This window comes from Rhizobium sp. Root1204 (assembly GCF_001424965.1).
Taxonomy (GTDB): Bacteria; Pseudomonadota; Alphaproteobacteria; order Rhizobiales; family Rhizobiaceae; genus Pararhizobium.
Genome location: NZ_LMCZ01000014.1, coordinates 43,266 through 61,967, shown reverse-complemented (window position 1 = coordinate 61,967; position 18,702 = coordinate 43,266). Strand labels below are relative to the sequence as shown.

The 18,702-nt window shown below is 57.4% G+C and carries 13 protein-coding genes and 2 pseudogenes; 13 read left to right on the top strand and 2 right to left on the bottom strand.

Going from position 1 to position 18,702, the window contains the following annotated elements:
* Positions 1-104: 104 nt before the first annotated feature.
* A complete protein-coding gene (locus ASC96_RS15490; RefSeq protein WP_060504032.1) occupies positions 105-752 on the bottom strand; it encodes a BON domain-containing protein in 648 nt (215 codons plus the stop codon).
* Between the two features lie 326 nt (positions 753-1,078).
* Here ASC96_RS15490 and arcD point away from each other — a divergent pair, with 326 nt between their 5' ends.
* From arcD to ASC96_RS15420, 13 genes and pseudogenes are all read left to right on the top strand, one after another.
* Positions 1,079-2,545 carry an arginine-ornithine antiporter gene (arcD, locus tag ASC96_RS15485; protein WP_060504030.1) on the top strand — a complete coding sequence of 489 codons (1,467 nt, stop codon included), beginning with the start codon at positions 1,079-1,081 and terminating at the stop codon, positions 2,543-2,545.
* Between the two features lie 12 nt (positions 2,546-2,557).
* The gene (locus tag ASC96_RS15480) at positions 2,558-3,775 is read left to right on the top strand and encodes an arginine deiminase (protein ID WP_060504029.1); all 1,218 of its coding nucleotides are present in this window, start codon (positions 2,558-2,560) and stop codon (positions 3,773-3,775) included.
* A gap of 20 nt (positions 3,776-3,795) precedes the next feature.
* Positions 3,796-4,797: an ornithine carbamoyltransferase gene (gene argF, locus ASC96_RS15475; protein ID WP_060504027.1), complete on the top strand. Its 1,002-nt coding sequence runs from the start codon at positions 3,796-3,798 to the stop codon at positions 4,795-4,797.
* A gap of 1 nt (position 4,798) precedes the next feature.
* A complete protein-coding gene (gene arcC / locus ASC96_RS15470) occupies positions 4,799-5,722 on the top strand; it encodes a carbamate kinase (RefSeq protein WP_060504026.1) in 924 nt (307 codons plus the stop codon).
* Between the two features lie 303 nt (positions 5,723-6,025).
* Positions 6,026-7,642, top strand: a complete 1,617-nt coding sequence (locus ASC96_RS15460) for an MBL fold metallo-hydrolase (protein WP_060504022.1) — start codon at positions 6,026-6,028, stop codon at positions 7,640-7,642.
* Between the two features lie 98 nt (positions 7,643-7,740).
* Positions 7,741-8,691: an ABC transporter ATP-binding protein gene (locus ASC96_RS15455; protein WP_060504020.1), complete on the top strand. Its 951-nt coding sequence runs from the start codon at positions 7,741-7,743 to the stop codon at positions 8,689-8,691.
* A 261-nt stretch (positions 8,692-8,952) separates the two neighbouring features.
* Entirely contained in the window at positions 8,953-9,519 is a 567-nt protein-coding gene (locus ASC96_RS15450) for a GNAT family N-acetyltransferase (RefSeq protein ID WP_060504018.1), read from the top strand.
* A 94-nt stretch (positions 9,520-9,613) separates the two neighbouring features.
* Positions 9,614-10,549 (top strand): annotated as a pseudogene (locus tag ASC96_RS15445) (bifunctional enoyl-CoA hydratase/phosphate acetyltransferase); the annotation flags it as partial.
* On the top strand, positions 10,546-11,748 hold the full coding sequence (locus tag ASC96_RS15440) for an acetate/propionate family kinase (protein ID WP_060504014.1): 1,203 nt from the start codon (positions 10,546-10,548) through the stop codon (positions 11,746-11,748). The pseudogene ASC96_RS15445 and the gene ASC96_RS15440, both read left to right, overlap by 4 nt.
* A gap of 62 nt (positions 11,749-11,810) precedes the next feature.
* A complete protein-coding gene (locus ASC96_RS15435; protein WP_060504013.1) occupies positions 11,811-14,201 on the top strand; it encodes a phosphoketolase family protein in 2,391 nt (796 codons plus the stop codon).
* Between the two features lie 185 nt (positions 14,202-14,386).
* Positions 14,387-14,761, top strand: a pseudogene (locus ASC96_RS15430) (cation transporting ATPase C-terminal domain-containing protein); the annotation flags it as partial.
* A 90-nt stretch (positions 14,762-14,851) separates the two neighbouring features.
* Entirely contained in the window at positions 14,852-15,520 is a 669-nt protein-coding gene (locus ASC96_RS15425) for a CBS domain-containing protein (RefSeq protein ID WP_060504009.1), read from the top strand.
* A gap of 231 nt (positions 15,521-15,751) precedes the next feature.
* Positions 15,752-16,999, top strand: coding sequence for an MgtC/SapB family protein (locus tag ASC96_RS15420; protein ID WP_060504007.1), 1,248 nt, complete (start codon positions 15,752-15,754; stop codon positions 16,997-16,999).
* A 226-nt stretch (positions 17,000-17,225) separates the two neighbouring features.
* On the opposite strand, the gene ASC96_RS15415 is transcribed toward ASC96_RS15420, so the two are convergent.
* Complete coding sequence (locus tag ASC96_RS15415; protein WP_060504004.1) at positions 17,226-18,383, bottom strand: CHAD domain-containing protein; 1,158 nt, start codon at positions 18,381-18,383, stop codon at positions 17,226-17,228.
* Between the last annotated feature and the right edge of the window lie 319 nt (positions 18,384-18,702).

Below are 18,702 nucleotides of genomic sequence, written 5' to 3'. Positions count from 1 at the left end.
TTGTCGGCTTCATCGCCAGACCGATCGATCCTAGAAGATCTTTGCCTATAGCAACAATCTGGACGGCGCGACCACGGCCGCGCCGATGCCTTGCGGGTTCGGTTTCAGGAAACTCTGATGTGGTCGACAACCGCGTTCACGCCTGGTGCCGACCACGCGGCACGTTCGACTGCGCTGCGTTCCGGCCAAGCATGCACATGGCCTTCCAGAGTCACCTTGCCGTCGGCGACCAGAACCGTGATTCCGTTAGCCTCAACTTCGGCTGTGCGTTTCAGTGCATCTTCGATGCGTTTCTTCACATCAAAACTGGAAACTAGCGGCTTGACTTCGATGTTGTTGGTAACGCCGATGAGGCCAGTTAGGCGTTTAACGGCGTCCAGTGCTGCGATTTTTTGGTATTGCCACTCTACCTTGCCAGACAACGTGACCCAACCCTTCGTGACCTTGGCCAGTACCGCGTCGTTCGGAACGGTTGTATTCCAGTTGATTGAATTCAACGCGCGCTTGGCGATTTCGTCATCCGCCGTCGTGTTGGTCCCAAATGGGCGCACCTCGATTTCCTGAGCGATGCCACGTACGCCCCTTACTCTGCTGACGACGTTTTCGACCTCAATTTTCTGAAAATAGCTGGGTACGTGGCCAGTCAGGGTGACGACCCCGCTGTCAACGGCTACCCCGATGTCTGCAGCATCGATACTTGGTTCAAACTCCAGCTCATCGATGATGTTCTGCCTCAAAGCCATATCACTCATAATTTTCGTCCTTTCGTTTTTGACGCAGGAACGTTCCTGCTTGAAGCACCCCAACTATCTGTCTGCACACCATCCGCGTCTTTGACGTGGGTCAAAATAGACGTATTCGCCCCATCCAGCAGCTGCTAAGCGAAACCATCGTGAATGCCCGCGCCACGCGCGTGACAAGACAGAGATAATATTGGCCGGATTACAGCGCTTCTTCATGATCGCTGGCCTGCCTTGTCGCTCTTGGCGGAAGAACGCAGGGACTTTGACCGGCATCAAATCGCTCCTTGCGGTTTGATGCCAGTATTCCTGGTGTCAACCCAATTCAGGAGGGAGCCATGGCTTCGATCGATACCAGCGTACCAGTCCGCAACTCATCGAAAGCGCTAGCGGGGAAACTTCGTCTGGGGTCGCTGACTGCTCTCGTCATCGGCTCGATGGTCGGATCAGGGGTTTTCAGCTTGCCGCAGAATATGGCGGCAGGCGCCGGACCGCTTGCCATCCTGATCGGCTGGGGCATTACAGCAGCCGGGATGCTCGCACTCGTATTCGTTTATCAGTCGCTCGCCACCCGCAAACCGGAACTCGACGCCGGACCTTATGCCTATGCCAAAGCGGGATTTGGTCCGTTCATCGGATTTAACAGCGCCTGGGGATACTGGATCAGCGCCTGGATTGGCAACGTCTCGTATGCGGTCATCGTGTTCAGTGCGTTGTCCTATTTCTATACCTCCTTTGGTGACGGCAACACTTGGCAGGCGGTACTGGGAGCTTCCGTTCTCCTATGGGCCGTGCATTTTCTGATCCTTGCCGGGATCCGACAAGCTGCCATCACCAACCTCGTTGTCACCGTGGCGAAGATCGCGCCGATTGTCGTGTTCATCGGCGTGGTTGCAGTGGCCTTCAAGCTCGATGTTTGGTCACTCGACTTTTCCGGGCTCGGCAATGCCGGTCTCGGCTCAATCACCGCACAGGTCAAAAGTACCATGCTCGTCACCTTGTGGGTCTTCATCGGGATCGAGGGGGCGAGCGTGTTCTCGGGGCGCGCAGAGCGTCGCCGCGACATTGCAATGGCAACGGTGCTCGGCTTCTTCACCTGCCTTATGCTCTACGCCCTCGTCTCCCTGCTGTCTCTGGGCATCCTCAACCAGTCGGATCTTGCAAATTTGAAGAACCCATCAATGGCCGGCGTTCTGGAAGCCGTGGTCGGGCCGTGGGGGGCGGTAGTGATCAACTTTGCCCTCGTTGTCTCGGTGATTGGCGCATTTCTCAGCTGGACCTTACTGGCGGCGGAAATCCCCTTTGCCGCCGCCAAGGACGAGACTATGCCGCAGTTCTTCAGCAGGGAGAACAGACATGGTGTGCCATCGGCCTCTCTGCTGATCACCAACGGACTGGTTCAGCTATTCATCATTGTGACCCTGCTTGCACACAGCACCTATCAGGCCCTGTTCTCGATCGCGTCTGTTGCCATTCTCGTCCCTTACATCTTTTCGGGCGCCTATGCGGCGAAGCTTGCAATCACCAGCGAAAACTATCGACCGGGAGAAAACCGGGTTCTGCCCATGCTCGTTGGTCTTTTGGCGACCTTGTATGGAGCGTGGCTGCTTTATGCCGCAGGTTTGAACTACCTCTATATGTGTGCCGCTCTCTATGCTCCCGGCATCCTTTTCTACGCCTGGGCCCGTTTCGAGACGGAGCGTCGCCTTTTCCATCCAGTCGAGGTCGCGATCGCGATCGTTCTTGGTGCCCTGGGCCTCTATGCCGCCTACCAGATGTGGACCGGCGCGATCAGCGCTCTGTGAAAGGAGAATGTCATGAGCACTCTTGGCGTTCACTCAGAGACCGGTCGGTTGCGAGAGGCCATGGTCCATCGACCGGATCTCAGTTTGCGTCGTCTGACGCCGGACAACTGCAAGGCACTCCTTTTCGATGACGTCCTCTGGGTCAAGCGTGCGCGGCAGGAACACGATATCTTTGTTGATGCCCTGCGTGAACAGGGCGTACTGGTGCAATCTTTCGGTGAACTCCTGTCCGAGACCCTGGAATTGCCGGAGGCGCGAAAATGGCTTCTCGATCAACGCGCGGACGCCTCGGTTGTCGGCCTTGATACGGCGGATGAACTGAGGGGCTGGCTGAACGAGATGGCCAGCGATCAACTGTCCACTCTTCTGGTGGGCGGGATTGCCCGGGCCGAATTGCCTTTTCAACCAGCGGGTCTGACCGGCCGCACCCTTGCGCCGCAAGACTTCGTCTTGCCGCCATTGCCCAATCAGTTGTTCACGCGAGACAGCTCCTGTTGGGTTTATGGCACCGTCTCTGTCAATGCCATGTACTGGCCGGCCCGCAGACCAGAAGCTACAAATGTCGAAGCTGTTTACCGGTACCATCGGCGCTTTCGCGATGCTGGGTTCCCGCTGATCTCCCCGGACACGCAGCGCGCCGGAGCGAGCCTTGAGGGGGGTGACGTCATGCCGATCGGCAACGGGGCTGTTCTGATCGGCATGGGAGAGAGAACGACGGCACAGGCTGTCGATGCTCTGGCGCGCCATCTCTTCAGGACAGGAACGGCGACACATGTGATCGCTGCGTTGATGCCCAGAGACCGCAGTTTCATGCATCTCGACACGGTGTTCACCTTCTGCGACCGCGATCTGGTGACCATGTATCCGCCGGTCGTTGATCGCATCAGAAGCTTTTCACTGCGGCCGGGCTCTGCGCAAGGCAGCGTCGACGTCACAGAGGAGAGCGAGAGTTTCATCTCGGTCGTGGCGGCCGCGCTGGGACTGAAGGCGTTGCGCGTCGTGGCAACGGGGGGTGACTGCTACGAGGCAGAGCGGGAGCAATGGGATGACGGCAACAATGTTGTGGCGGTCAGACCCGGGGTCGTCCTCGCCTATGACCGCAATGTCTACACCAACACGCTCCTTCGACGCGCCGGTGTCGAGGTCATCACCATCGAGGGGGCGGAACTCAGCCGTGGCCGAGGGGGCGGTCACTGCATGACATGCCCGCTCATCCGCGATCCCATTTAACTCATACCGGAGGCCCGAAAATGTCGATCAATCTCCATGGACGCAGCGTGCTGACGCTTGATGATCTCAGCCCGGATGAAATCCGGTTTCTGCTCCGGCTGGCGGCCGATTTGAAACAAGCGAAATTGGCCGGAACGGAACAGCCGCGCTTGTCGCGGAAAAATATCGCCTTGATCTTTGAGAAGGATTCCACCCGGACGCGATCGGGCTTTGAAGTGGCGGCCTATGACCAGGGCGCGCACGTCACCTATATCGGCCCTTCCGGGAGCCACATCGGCCACAAGGAAACGATGAAGGATACAGCGCGCGTCTTGGGCCGCATCTACGATGCGATCGAATATCGCGGATTTGCCCAAAGCTCAGTGGAAGACCTTGCGAAATTCGCAGGTGTTCCCGTCTACAATGGCCTGACGAATGAAGCGCATCCAACCCAAGTTCTTGCCGACTTCATGACAATGCGCGAGTTCACCCATAAGCATTTGTCCGACATGGTCATGGCCTTCGTCGGTGATGGCCGGGATAACGTCGCGCTCTCGCTGGCAACTGGCGCCGCGAAGGTGGGCATGGATTTTCGGGTGATTTCGCCAAGAGAGCTCTGGCCTGCCCCCGACGTCATCGAAAATCTCGCGGCCGAGGCTCGAAAGAACGGCGGGGTCTTCTCCATTGGGGAGCATATCCGTCCCGGCGTCCTGAGGGCGGATTTCGTCTACACCGATGTCTGGCTTTCGATGGGTGAGGACGAGGCTGCCTGGCCCGACCGCATCCGCCTGCTGTCGCCATACTGCGTGACGACAGACGTGATGACCGCGACGGAAAATCCCTATGCCAAATTCATGCACTGCCTCCCTGCGTTCCACGACAGGAATACGGATGTGGGCGCCCGCATTTTCCAACGGTTCGGCTTGGATTGCATGGAAGTCACGGACGAGGTTTTTGAGTCCAAAACTTCCATCGTCTTTGATCAGGCGGAAAACCGGATGCACACGATCAAGGCGCTGCTCGTCGCAACGATGGGAGGCTAGGATGTTGATTGTCGCGGCGCTGGGAGGAAATGCGCTTCTCAAACGAGGGGAGAGTATGACGGCTGAAAACCAGCGTGCCAATATCAAGCGGGCTGCATCGGCGTTGGCAACATTGATCTCTGCCGGCCATGATCTTGTCGTTACGCACGGGAACGGTCCTCAGGTGGGGCTTCTTGCACTCCAGTCTATGACCCCTCCGGGTTCGCCGTTTCCCCTCGACGTTCTGGATGCCGAAAGCGCTGGAATGATCGGTTATGTCCTTGAACAAGAACTGGCAAACGTCGTCGACAACCGCCGGTTTGCGACACTACTAACCCAAATCAAGGTCGATCCATCTGATCCGGCTTTTGACTATCCAACCAAGTTTATTGGACCAGGCTATGATCTGGCAACGGCTCGGTCTTTGGCCGACCAGCGGGGATGGAAGATCGCTGCCGACGGAGACAAGTGGCGCCGGGTGGTTGCCTCGCCCCGGCCACTGGCGATCCTGGAGGTTCCAGTCATTGCCAGTCTCGTTCAACAAGGCGTTATCGTTATCTGCGCAGGGGGTGGAGGTATTCCAGTCGTGGAACGAGAGGACGGAATTCTGGTCGGCGTAGAAGCGGTTATCGACAAGGACCTGGCGAGTGCCATGCTTGCAAGAGACCTGAAAGCGGACATGCTGCTTTTGCTGACTGACGTCGATGCGGTCTATCGCGATTTCGGCACACCGGCCGCTTGCGCCCTGGGGCATGTAAACCCGGCTTCGCTCCAGGTGAGTGCATTCCCGTCTGGATCGATGGGGCCGAAAGTCGCCGCGGCAGTCGAATTTACCACCCTCACAGGCAAGATAGCGGCAATCGGCAACCTCGAAGAAGCCATCGATATTGTTTCCGGCAAACGGGGGACATGGATCGACGGCACGATGCCACGGGATCCGTCGTAACTGCAAGCCAAGATTCCACCGTCGCTCGCTCTGGCAAGTGCAACAGTTTTGAAAGGAGTGGCAACCGTGATGCAAAAGCTCCTGTTGTTTGTGCTCCTCATTATGATCGCGCTCGTCTTAAGCATCCTGTTCGTCAAACATTCTCAGGATAGGAAATATCGGACCGTTCAGACTGAAACCTGGTTGGAGAAGAGCCTCCGCACAGATCGATTTTCGTCCATTTCGCCGACCTTTGATGCGGATCATTGCCCGTATTGCGTACAGATCTAGGCTGGCACACTGAACCCAAGCGAGGAGACCCACATGATCGCCCAGCCAATCATCCACTTCCACGGCGCCGCAGGGACCGTCACGGGCTCTTGTTTCCTCCTGGAGCACGACGGAAACCGGGTTCTCATCGACTGCGGCATGTTCCAGGGATCGAAAACGGAAAAGGAGCTGAACTATCGCCCCTTCCCCTTTGCCGCGTCGCAGATCAACGCTGTTGTCCTGACCCACGCTCACATCGATCACTCCGGATTAATGCCGAAGCTTGTCAAAGACGGGTTTGACGGGCCGATCTATGCAACCGCGGCGACCCTCGATCTGTGTACCATCATGCTTGCCGATTCCGCACATATCCAGGAAATGGAAGTCGAGCACCTGAACCGGCGCAACCAAAGACGGGCGAGGGAGCCGGTAACACCGATTTACACGACCACAGACGCCGCGGTGTGTATGACGCAGTTTCAGGCCATTGCATTCCAGGCGTGGCATGAGGTGGTGCCCGGGATTCGGTTCCGTTTCTGGAACGCTGGCCACCTTCTCGGGTCCGCGTCTGTCGAACTCGAGGTTGGGGACGGTGGTAACCGCCAGCGCATCCTGTTTTCCGGCGATCTCGGCCCGTCCAACAAACTCCTGCAATTCGATCCGGAAGCACCAACAGGATGGGACTACATTGTCTGCGAAAGCACCTATGGCGACACCACGCGATCCGAGATGTCAGAGGAGATACGGCGAAGTAGGCTGCGTGACGAAGTCAGGGAAGCTGCGCGCCATCGCGACGGGGCTCTCATCATCCCTTCCTTTGCGGTGGAAAGGACGCAGGAACTTCTGGCCGATCTGATCATCCTGATGGAAAGACACGAGATTGCATCATGCCCGGTCATTATCGATTCGCCGCTGGCCGCTCGCGCCAGCCAGATTTTTCAAAAATACGCGCGGGTTCTCCAGAACGGCGATGCATTGGTGCGGGCCATGAGGTCGAGGAATGTCCGGTTCACCGAAAGTGCGGAACAGTCAAAAGCCATCGATTCCCTTCACGGATTTCACATTGTGATTGCAGCAAGCGGAATGTGCGAGGCTGGCCGCATTCGACATCGACTTAGGAACTGGCTCTGGCGCGAAGAGGGAACAGTCCTGCTTGTCGGTTATCAGGCTGCAGGAACACTGGGACGTATCCTGTCGGATGGGGCCACGATCGTAAAAATTCAGGGCGACGATATCATGGTGCGCGCCAGAATTCGCAAACTGGACGTCTACAGCGGTCATGCGGACGGCACGGAACTTGAATCCTGGGTTAAGGCGCGGCTACCTGTCAGAAAGGCCGTCTTCCTGGTTCATGGCGAATTGGAAGCGCTTGCGGGGCTGCGCCAGCGACTGTCGGGTTACCTTCGGCCGGACCAGATCGTTGAGCCCCGGCTGGACGCCGCCTATCGTCTTGACGCTAAAGGCGTCGTGGACATCTCTCAAGCAGCGCCTCCTCCGCGTATCGATCCGGTGCAGGCGGGTCATCGCGACTGGCATAATGACGTTCAAGCTCTTATTCTTGATCTTCAGGAGCAATTGGCATCGGCCGCTGACGAAAAGGTACGAGGCGTGATCATCCGCAGGATACGACGGGCTTTAAGCGACCAATTGGACCAAGTTGGGGAACGGTAATGCCCGGTTAATTTTATCAATGTGCGTTAGGCGCAACGATGCGACCATTCACCGCCTGGACGCCGAGACAGACGCAACATTGAAATGGAAAATAGTCGTTGAAACCGTCTTCGCAGGAGTGGCAATCCCCACTGTTTGACAACTCGTTGTTCCGCTTCATATGGCGCGTGAGTGGCGCCCATCAGGTGGGTGTAGCGATTATTTCTGTCGTCCTTTTTGCAATTGGCGCAGTTCCGCTGGAGCTTCAACGGAGGATTGTGAATACGGCAACCGACGGAGGACCTTTCCGGACGATTTTGGTTCTCGCGTGTCTATACGCAGGGCTGTCACTTCTCGAAGGCCTCATCAAGCTCGGCCTGAACATCTATAGAAACTGGATCGGCGAATCGGCCATTCGTTGGCTCAGACTGACTGTCTTTGAAATGGCCGCGCAGCCGCAAACGAAAACTCCTGATGTCAGCGAGGGCGTCCAACTGTCCATTGTGATTGCTGAGGCAGAATCCATCGGCGGTTTCGTTGGTGACAGCTTCTCCCAACCGTTGCTACAGATCGGAATTTTGACGACGGTAACATCCTATCTCATTTTTCTGCAGCCACTCATGGCCCTGGTGATCGCCCTCGTGTTTCTTCCACAAGTTGCCTTCGTGCCAATTCTGCAAAATGCAATCAACCGGCGGGTCGGTGAGAAGACCTCGATCATGCGCCAGGTGAGCGTCTCCATCGTCGAAGTCGGGGGTGTCTTCGACGCAGATGGCACGCAGCGGTCGCGTATACAGACGGTGTTCGAAATCAACATGGGTATCTACAAGATCAAGTTCTCCATGAACTTCGTTATGAACCTGATGACCCAGATGGGCTATATAGGGATCTTAGCCGTCGGAGGATATTTCGTCGTGACGAAGAAGACTGAAATCGGCACAGTCATCGCGTTTTTATCCGGCCTGGGCAAGATCAACGACCCATGGGGAGAGTTGGTCGACTGGTATCGCAACCTGCGTGTCACACAGGTAAAGTACGATCTGGTGAAGAGCGTTATGCAGAGCACTTGAGGCGGCTGGGCCGCTGAACCGGTACCCTGGCATTGGCAGTTGAAAGCATCGTCCTTGCAGCAACGTCTTTTGCCTCCGTCTTTAAGGTTACCCAGCTGAAAGCGTAAAACTCGAACGCTTGAGGCAAATTTTATGGGTGTTGCGCTAGATCAAAGAGTAGCCGGATTGGACCGCTATTATCCTTGACCAAAGCAGACAGCAGTTGATCCCGTTCAACGGCGCCAACCCGCGTCTGTTCGGCCGATCCGAAGGAGACATCAAATGCTCGAAGATACCGATGACGACCTGACTACACGCACGGGTTTCCGCTTCCATGTGCGCCAAGCCACGCCGCAAGACGAAGCGATGGTTGCCGGGTTTTTCACACACGTGACGCCGGAGGACATCCGATTTCGTTTCCTCTCCGGCATGAAGACCGTATCTCACGAACGGCTCGTCGCATTGACGCGCGTCGATGATCCTCGGGTTGTGAATTTCCTGGCGTTTTCTCCGAATGAAACGCTACTTGCCGTGGCAATGCTCGCGGCTGGAGACGATCCTGAGCGCGGAGAAGTCGCGCTCACGATCCGCGATGACTTTAAGCATCAGGGGATAAGCTGGGAAATGCTTGAGCATATCTGCCGCTATGCGGAACGGCACAATTTCAAAAGCATTGAATCCTTGGAAAGCCGTGCAAACCATGCGGCGATCGATCTGGAGCGCGATATGGAGTTTCAGGTCTTCGACGACGAAGACGATCCGACCGTAGTCGTGCTGCGCCGAGATCTCAAACTACAGCCCGACGCGGCCTCAATCGACGGCAGCGAGGTTTCGCATATATTGCGATGATCCATTCAGGGCAATCCCTCCGTTCGGAGCGTCGCAGAGACCGAAGCAGGCGTTCATCGTGCAACTCTGAAAAGGAACCGATTGGCCAATGGAGACGATGCCGGGACACAGCCGTTACGATTCCTTCGTCCGTAGAGCCATCGCCATTTCACCAATGCGGACGGCAGTGGTCCATCCCTGCTCGGAGGAAACCCTCCGCTCCGCGATTGATCTGAAAACCCAAGGACTTCTCGACCCGTTGTTGATCGGGCCAGAGCACAAAATCAGGGCGATTGCCGAGGCGGCGGAACTTTCTCTCGCCGGTATCGACATCGAGCCGGTCGAGCACAGTCATGCTGCAGCCAACCACGCCGTCGTACTCGCCTCGACCGGCAAGGTCGCGGCATTGATGAAGGGCAGCCTCCACAGCGACGAACTGCTTTCCGCCGTCTTGTCACCCACCTCCAAGCTTCGAACAGAACGCCGCATCAGCCACGTCTACGTGATGGATGTGCCGGCTTACAGAAAGCTGCTGGTTATCACCGATGCTGCAATCAATATTCGGCCGAACCTCGATCAAAAAAAGGACATTTGCCAGAACGCCATCGATCTCATGCGGCTTCTCGGCGTTGAAAGGCCGCTCGTTGCAGCGCTCGCAGCCGTCGAAACTGTCAACAGCAAGATGCCTGCAACGCTGGACGCCGCCGCCTTAACAGTGATGGCTGCGCGCGGCCAGATCGAAGGCGCGATTGTCGATGGTCCGCTTGCCTTCGACAACGCGATCAGCATCAAGGCCGCGCGGGCCAAATGCATCAATTCGCAGGTGGCAGGGCAAGCAGACATCCTTCTGGTTCCCGATCTCGAAGCCGGAAACATGCTGGCCAAGCAACTCATCTATTTCGCAGGCGCGGATGCCGCAGGACTTGTCCTTGGCGCGCGCGTTCCCATTATCCTGACAAGCCGCGCGGATTCGGCCAAGGTTCGCATGGCCTCGGCAGCCCTCGCTGTGCTGACCGCCGCAAAACGCCATGAACCAAAGGCGATCGCATGACGGGCAAACTCCTCCTGACGTTCAATGCCGGCTCATCCACGGTCAAGATTGGCATCTTCGAGTTGGGTGACAAAGGGCTAGAGCGGTGCGGCAAGGCGGTTGTTGATTTCGGCTCCCATTCGCTGCAGCTGACTGTGAAGGAAGCTACGACGCACCTCGACCTTGCTCGACAGAGTGAAAGAGGCGACGATTTGTCGGGGCTGATGGAAGAGGTCTTCAGGGCGCTGGGCGGGCATTTTGATCTTGATTCGGTAACGGCTGCAGGCCACAGGGTCGTTCATGGCGGCGATCTCTTCTCCGGTCCAGCCGAGGTGACTGCCAGGACCCTCGAGCAGATCACGTCGCTGACGGATCTTGCGCCACTTCACCAGCCACAGGCGCTGCGACTTGTCAGAGCGGTCAAACACCTGCGGCCGGATCTTTTCCAGACCGCTTCATTCGATACCACGTTTCACGCCACGCAGCCGGATCTCGTCCGCCGGTTCGCAATTCCGCGCGTCTATCACGAGCGAGGTATCAAGCGATACGGGTTCCACGGTCTTTCCTACCAATCCGTTTCCAGTACCTTGGCCTTGAAGTCGCCGGAAGTCGCCCATGGCAAGGTCATTATGGCTCATCTTGGCAGCGGCGCCAGCCTGTGCGCGATGGATAACGGGACCAGTCGCGATTCCAGCATGGGCTTTTCAACGCTCGACGGTATCCCGATGGCTACGCGTCCCGGCTGGCTCGATCCCGGTGTGCTCCTGCATTTCCTGGGACCGCTCGGAAAGACCGTCGGGGAGGTGGAGGAAATGCTCTACCACCAGTCCGGCCTGCTCGGCGTCTCTGGTGGATTGAGTGGCGATATACGTGAGCTCTTCGACGATGATGGGGCGGTTGCAAAGGAAGCAATTGACCTCTTTACGCTACGGATCGCCGGTGAAATCGGTCGGCTCGCGTCGACGCTCAAGGGACTTGACGCCCTAGTGTTCACGGCAGGCATCGGTGAGAACCAACCGAGGGTTCGCGAACTCGTCACCGAAAGACTTTTTTGGCTTGGCGTCGAGTTGGATAGGCGCGCGAATGACATGAACGCATTCAAGATCAGCACTGCCGCGAGCCGGATCGCTGTTTACGTTATTCCAACGGACGAGGAAATGGTGATCGCAGAAGAATGCCTCGCCGTCCTCAGTTCGCGAGATTTTCCACCGCATTCATAAGTCGATCGTGGATACGGTCCGTCTCTGGCGCGACGCTCCCGATGTACCAAAGGAACAAACCGATGCAGTCAGATATCTCCCTGGCCCCAAGTCCTGCGATAACTTCGGAAGAACTGACACTGATCGACCGCTACTGGCACGCGGCCAACTATCTGTCCGTTGGACAGATCTATCTTCTCGACAACCCGCTGCTGCGTGAACCGCTACAGGCGGAGCATATCAAGCCCCGTCTGCTCGGTCACTGGGGGACGACGCCCGGTCTCAACTTCATCTATACCCACCTCAATCGCATCATTCGAAATCGCGATCTCAGCATGATCTACGTCTGCGGGCCGGGTCATGGCGGGCCGGGTATGGTTGCAAGCACTTATCTCGAAGGCAGCTACAGCGAAATTTATCCGGATATATCGCAGGACGCCGCCGGCATGCAGAAGCTTTTCCGGCAGTTTTCCTTCCCAGGTGGAATCCCCAGCCATGCCGCGCCGGAAACGCCCGGCTCCATCCACGAAGGCGGCGAACTCGGTTACGCGCTGGTGCACGCCTATGGCGCGGCGTTCGACAATCCGGATCTCATCGTAGCCTGTGTTGTCGGCGACGGCGAGGCTGAGACCGGGCCGCTTGCCGCGAGTTGGCAGTCAAACAAGTTCCTCAATCCGGCCCGCGACGGCGCCGTTTTACCTATCCTGCATTTGAACGGCTACAAGATCGCCAATCCGACGCTGCTGGCCCGCACGAGCGACGAAGATCTCGACAATCTGTTTCGTGGCCTTGGCTACGAGCCCTTTTTCGTTGAAGGACATGAACCGGGAGATATGCATCGGCAGATGGCTGCCACCCTCGACACGGTTTTCGATCGCATTCGCATCATTCAGCAAGATGCGCGCGAAAGTGCCTCTCAGGAAGGCTGCCCGCGCTGGCCGATGATCGTGCTGCGCAGCCCAAAGGGCTGGACCGGTCCCAAGGAAGTCGACGGCAAGAAGGTCGAGGGCTTCTGGCGGGCACATCAGGTGCCGGTCGCCAATTGCCGGGGAAATGCCGACCACCGCAAGATTCTCGAAGACTGGATGCGCAGCTACGATCCGCAAGACCTTTTCGATGTCGGCGGACGGCTTAAGCCCGAGCTGCAGGCACTGGCGCCGATGGGTGAGCGGCGTATGGGCACCAATCCCCATGCCAATGGCGGGCTGCTGCGCAAGGAACTCGTTGTGCCTTCGATCCGGGACTACGCCGTGCCCGTGACCGCCCGCGGCGGCTCCATGGTGCAGACGACTGAAATTCTCGGACACTATCTGCGTGACGTCTTCAAACTCAATGACGATAACGCCAACTTCCGGATTTTCGGCCCCGACGAAACGGAATCGAACCGCCTTGGGAGCGTATTCGAAGTTACCAATCGTGTCTGGATGGAGGCGATCGAACCATACGACGTCCAACTCTCGCGTGATGGCCGAGTGATGGAAGTCCTGAGTGAGCATCTGTGCCAGGGTTGGCTGGAAGGCTACCTGCTCACCGGCCGCCACGGGTTGTTTTCCTGCTACGAAGCTTTCATCCACATCATCGATTCGATGTTCAACCAGCATGCCAAATGGTTGAAGGTGTCGCGGGAGCTTCCATGGCGCAAACCGGTATCGTCGCTCAACTACCTGCTGACATCGCATGTCTGGCGGCAGGATCATAATGGCTTCAGCCATCAGGATCCCGGCTTCTTGGACCTTGTTGCTAACAAGAGAGCCGACACGGTCCGAATCTATCTGCCCCCGGATGCCAATACTCTCCTTTGGGTCGGCGATCACTGCCTGAGAACCTGGGACCGGATCAATGTCATTGTCGCGGGCAAGCAACCGGAGCCTCAGTGGCTGACAATCGACGAGGCGGCACAGCACTGCGAAGCCGGTATCGGCATATGGGACTGGGCCAGCAATGAGGAGGGCTCGGTTGAGCCAGACGTCGTGATGGCCTGCGCGGGCGATGTACCGAGCCTGGAGGCGCTGGCGGCCGTGAAGCTGCTGCGCGAGGCAATCCCTGAACTCAGCATCCGGGTCATCAACGTGGTCGACCTGCTTTCCCTTCAGTCGCAAGAGCATCATCCGCACGGCCTCTCTGACGACGCGTTCGACCGCCTGTTCACAAAAGACCGGCCGATCATCTTTGCCTATCACGGCTACCCCGCCCTCATCCACCGGCTGACCTACAAACGCACCAACCACGGGAACATCCACGTTCGCGGCTTCATCGAGGAAGGCACCACGACGACGCCATTCGATATGACTGTTTTGAACGAGCTCGACCGCTTTCACCTGGCGATAGAGGCGATCAAGCGCGTGCCTGGCCTGAAGGAGAATGCCGATGCGGCCATCGCCGCTCTTGAGAGCAAACTCGTGGAACATACCCTCTATGTGCGCGAACATGGCGAGGACATGCCGGAAATTCGCGATTGGAAATGGGACCGGTGATGCGCATGGCCGGATCGAAACCTTGCTGGGACAGAAGTGCAGGCGGACCCGGCTGGGACAGCGCCGGTTCTAAGCGGGCGAGCAAGGCAATCGCAGTTGTATGGCTCATCCAAGGCGACGGATCAGTGCCAGCCAGATAGAATTCCAACGGGTGCCCATGTGGAGGTGGCCTTGGGATCGTTCTGTCGACTTTGACCATCGGCGTTGGAGGTTTTGCTATTTTCTGGTGGCTGCTACAGCAGGGATACGAGGTTTCGCAAGCACGAAACATGCTGCTCCTGCTTTTCGTGATATTTGAAAACTTCCAGACGTTCCTCAGTCGCTCAGAACGCAAGTCGATCGTTGCATTGGCCTTCCTCGGTAACCCGCTGCTGCTCTTGAGCATTGTCGCGTCCCAGGCACTGCACCTGTCCGCGATGTGTATTCCTTGGTTGCGCGAGACACTTCAGCTCACGCCGATTTCGCTCGCACAATGGGCCTGGATCTGCGTCGCCGCTTCCTCGATCCTTTTCGTCAGTGAACTCGACAAATGGCTGATGCGCAGATCGACCGTGATCTGAATGCCCTGAATTGCGCTGTATCAAAGCGCTGAACGGCGTAATCCGCCAAGGTGGCGACACGCTAAAGGATAGCAGCCTTAGGAGACGACGATGCTTGCCAGGGACCTGATGACAACAAACGTGGCTTATGTGACGGTGGGCACGAGCCTCAAGCGGGCGATACAAATTATGATCGACCGAGATGTAAGTGGCCTACCGGTGATCGACGATGCTGGGGGCGTGTGTGGGATGTTGACCGAGGGAGACTTATTGAAGCGCCACGAGTTCAACGGCAGCCATGAAATCGGACACCTTCAGCCGGACGTGGCGTTTTTCGAAAGATATTCCAAACAACACGGGCGAGCGGTCGAAGATTGCATGACGGCCAACGTTGTCGCCACTTCGCCGCAAGCTACGCTTGCCGAAATCGTCGCACTGATGCGCCGTCACAATATCAAACGGATTCCCATCCTCACGAACGGCAGGCTCTCGGGGATCGTCAGTCGGCGCGACGTTCTCAAGGCCATCTCTGCAACACCAGAGCCCGTCGCTCTCGGTGATGATGCACTACGGCTGGCAGTTTCGACGCGGCTTCAAGCGGAATTGGGACTTGGCCGGGAGAAAGTGGAGGTCAATGTCCGGGATTCAGTGGTGGAGGTAATTGGCGAATTCGAATCCGATGCGGCGTGCGAAGCCGTAAGGATCGTAACCGAAGCCATCGCCGGCGCCAGTTGCGTTGTCACCCGAAAGACTCGGCCTCGGCCAACTGCAGCGCAATAGCAATGCAGAATATGGCCGGCCCCCTCGGGTACGATTTCGCATCTTCGCGTGCGCCGGCTTGATTCCCGGCCATGCCGAATAATCACGCAAAGCCGCATGCGCAAGCCAGTCTAGGTACTCGCCATGCTGTGCTACCGTAGGTGTGACCCAGCGGGCACCCTTGAAGATTATGTCCGTTGAGTTGGCAAGCGGGCTTTCAGGCCTGCTTCCAGGAAACCCGGTAAGAGTAAGATGGACTCGATTATTCCACGTCTTGGCCTCGCCCTTGCTATTGGCCTTCTGGTTGGGCTTGAACGTGGTTGGCGGGATCGTGATGCCCCTGCCGGCAGTCGCACCGCCGGCATCCGGACATATGGTATTGCGGGCTTGCTTGGCGGTGCATTCGGCGCATTGGTGCAGGAACAGAACGGCGGAGTGATCTTCGGTTTAGGGTTCCTTGGTTTCGCACTGAGTTTCAGCTGGTTCAAGCTGCGCGAAGCCCGACGTGACGACGATTTCAGTGTCACCGGAGTTTGCGCAGCGCTCTGCGTTTTCGCGCTTGGCGGGATCGCTGTTGCCGGAGATTATCAAGCTGCCGCCGCGGCAGGCGCCGCCCTTGCAGCTCTGCTGGCAAGCAGGGAAGCGCTCCATGGCCTCCTGCAGCGCCTATCCTGGATCGAGTTGCGCTCGGCCCTCGTTCTCGCCGTGATGACCGCAATCATCCTTCCCCTCATTCCTAATCGCACAATCGATCCGTGGGGCGGATTGAATCCTTGGGAAGTTTGGCTTTTCACCGTGCTGAGCGCAGCGATCTCTTACACCGGCTATATCGCAGTCCGGCTGCTTGGCTCGACGAAGGGTCTGCTCGTCAGTAGCCTGGCAGGAGCGTTGGTTTCCTCAACCGCCGTCACAGCCAGTTTCGGACAGAAGGCCAGAAGCGGCGAGGCTCCTTTGCCGTTGGCTGGGGCCGCGATCCTAGCGGCCGTTGTATCAGTCCTTCGCGTCATGGCGATCGTTCTTGTTATCGCGCCAGCGGTCTTTCCCTTGATCGCCCCTGCTGCTCTCACCGCGGCAACGGTCCTGGCCGTTGCCGGCAGCTCCTTGATGACGTTGCGGGCCGCGCGACAGGAAGAGACTGTTACCGCGCGAAATCCGTTCGAACTCGGCCCCATTGTCATTTTTGCCAGTCTTTTCGCGCTGACCACGACCCTGAGTGCCGCGCTGGTGTCCCGTATTGGCGACAGCGGACTTGTCGCCCTCTCGGCCATCTCCGGGACATTCGATGTCGACGTTGCGGTCCTCAGCGCCTTGCGCACAGGCCAGCACGGTCCGCCGCCGCCGGTCATCGGCCAGGCAGTGCTTGCGGCTGTTGCCGCCAATGCCGTCGGGCGGCTGATCGTCGCAATCGCATCACGAACGCTCTTCTATTGGCTGCCGATAGCAATCGCCTCCATTCTGGCGATGAGCGCAGGCCTCGCCGTCTATCTGGTGACGCGGTAGCGGTGGAGCACCAAAATCGCTCGAAATGATACTGTAAATTTTAGCAAATGATTGGTTTCAGGCACATTCGCTGTAGCGTTGTAGGTCTGGATCAGCTTCGAGCTTGGGTTGTGCATCGAACGATGCCGCGGCGGACGGAAGCCTGGTGAGGAGCTCATCACCTCGGTGGGATACTACAGCCCTCTGTCATGGGTCCGGCTGATATCGCTTGGCCACGCTCATGCAGTTACCCGCGCCAGGAGACAGGTGCCTTCTTGAAAAGCTTCCACGCCTTCACGAGGGCGGCATTGCGGCGCTCGATGCATGCAGTGTGCCATCCCTCGATAAAGCCTGCGGCGTACTGAAGGGTTTGATTGCTTGGTTCATTCGCCAACTTTGCGATCAACTGACAGGTCACGACGGCATCGTTCAGTTCCCCAAGGCCGTCCAGTAAGGCTGAAATTCGATCGAGGAGCTTGTGTTGATGCCCATGTCTGCAGCGCTTCTGCTCGAAGCATTCCAAGGCATATCGCAATTTCTTGGCAGCGAGACGAACCTGATGGCGCTCCTCATTTCCAAGGCTTTGGAAGCCCCGCCCGAGCTTGAGGACGCGGCGGCGGCGGCGCTTTAGGAGTTTGTCTCTAAATTTTTCAGACGGCGCCAATAGCGCTTGGATGCCCTGTGGGGATGCCTCTTTACGCCATTTCTCCCCCTTCAATAAAAGCGAGATTCCGACAAGGAATCGGGCGCTTCTCGGATCGGTAAGGGCGGAATGTGCGCGTTGATATGCAAGCGTCCTTATCTCCTCCGCGCCATCCCGGATTGAATCGAATGCGTTTAACCTAGAGCATCCTCTCTCAACCTCCGGCAATGTCTCGGTAAGGAAGACATCCCAGGCGCGCGCATCGTTCAACTCGTTCAGTAACCACTTAGCCTCAGCCGATAACGATTTTGCCTCGGAATACGGCGCGATTGCACGAACAATTCCCAAGAGCAATCTCATACGACGCAACGCCACGCGATACTGATGGACTCCCTCGGTATTGTAACCGATTTCAGCGATCGGATGGACCTTCAGGAGGCGTGCGCTTGTGGCAGAGAAACTCGTGCGCAAAACGTCTCCAAGCGTTTCATTGCTTTTCGGCTTGACACTCTTTGTCCAGTCGTTGTCAGCGATTTCAATCACTTCGAACTTCCTTACAACCTCATTCATTTCCAGCTCCTTCGATGAAACCCGGGCCTGGTCGTTCCAACTAGGTCCTAAGGGAAGTCTTTTGGCCATTGCTCGGTTGACGGGTACGCAAACGCTGAGAACACCCTCCGTGCCCTTTTCGATCACCTTCTCGGCGTCATTCGGCGTCTCGCCGCGATCACCCGGCAAAGCTAGTGATTGACGGTCACGCATGAAATTTTCCTCATTTGCGGTTGTACCCGCTTCCAGCCTTTGGTCTAGACAATCTAGACCTGTGCGGGCTTGCTCTCATTGATGTACCTCAAAGTTCGAGGCTGCGACGGTCTTGATGTTCGTCCGGATATGCTGAGAGACGGCGCTTCATGACGTTCCCGCATTCGACGGCGCCCATCATCGCGGAATTTCAGTGGATAGCAGCGCGACGCTCTGCGGAACCCGCTCATCGGACTTTCTTCGTGCGGTTCGAGCTCGGACCCCGCCGCAAAAGACCTACACATTGGTTAGTCTTAAAATCGCTCATGCTATCGGGGTC